General features: G+C 62.1%; 1 protein-coding gene. It reads right to left on the reverse strand.

Going from position 1 to position 556, the window contains the following annotated elements; translation table 11 throughout:
• On the reverse strand, positions 1–556 hold a 556-nt coding region (locus RX395_RS09885; protein ID WP_316367313.1), incomplete at both ends, for a hypothetical protein.

Raw genomic sequence — 556 nt, forward strand, 5'->3', positions numbered from 1 at the left:
GGCGTCGGCCGCGTCCGAGGTGTATCCCGCACCGGATTTCCTCCGCGCTGATACCCGGGGCCACATCGGCCCCCATGGAACTCCCCTGCTGCTCGGTCAGCACCTCAATTTCCGCTTCCAGCGCCTTTGCGCGCTCCTTGAAGCACTCCAGTTCCACCATTTCTTCCGAGGAGAGGCGCCCCGTCTCCAGATCCAGCTCTATATTTTGGATCTCCTCTCGGATCTCCGAGATTTTCTGCTGGCGGCGCTCATTTTCCGCCCTGACAGCATCGACCGCCTGCTGGCGGCGGAGCTCTATATCGGCAAGCTCCAGATTGCACATGGCGATGTCCTGGGCCCGGAAGGCTTCAAATACCTCTCTGGCCTTTTCGTCCAGTCCGTGCAGCTCGTCAAGCTGCCCGGAAAGCTCTTTCCCCTGTGCGCAGATCCGGCGGATCGTCGCCTCGAACTCATCCTTTAGGGCGGGAAGCGTTTCCTGTGTTACCGTCTGGTAGCACATCGGGCACCGGATACCCGGCTGCAGGCCGGCCAGAATGTGCCGGTGGCGGGCCAGCTC

This window comes from Collinsella aerofaciens, assembly GCF_032584215.1.
Taxonomy (GTDB): domain Bacteria; phylum Actinomycetota; class Coriobacteriia; order Coriobacteriales; family Coriobacteriaceae; genus Collinsella.